The organism is Pseudoalteromonas sp. G5_S1_14_S5, from assembly GCF_054968605.1.
In genome coordinates, this window is sequence record NZ_JBQKUM010000282.1 from 1 (window position 1) to 241 (window position 241).

Here is a 241-nt window from a genome sequence, read left to right on the forward strand (position 1 = left end):
AGGAGTTGTAGTCGGTTGCAAGGTGACGGTTTCTAGACGAGCGACTCCATCCTCCTCTACGCTGATTTGCACTTGTACGCCACTGCTGTATAAGCTGGTGTCGAAGGTTCCGGTAAGTGGGGTTAAGCTGTCACCATCAAGTACGCTGACGCTGACACTGCTGCCTGCTGGCACATAACCAGAGAACAAGGCAGTAAGATCAAGCGACCCTGTGCTGGTTTGTAAAATTTCTGGGAAGTAA

General features: G+C 50.6%; 1 protein-coding gene. It reads right to left on the reverse strand.

The genetic code is table 11. The features are described 5' to 3' along the window. Positions 1-241, reverse strand: a 241-nt coding sequence (locus ACTRWI_RS22900) for a hypothetical protein (protein WP_499133964.1), incomplete at both ends; no start/stop codon positions are given.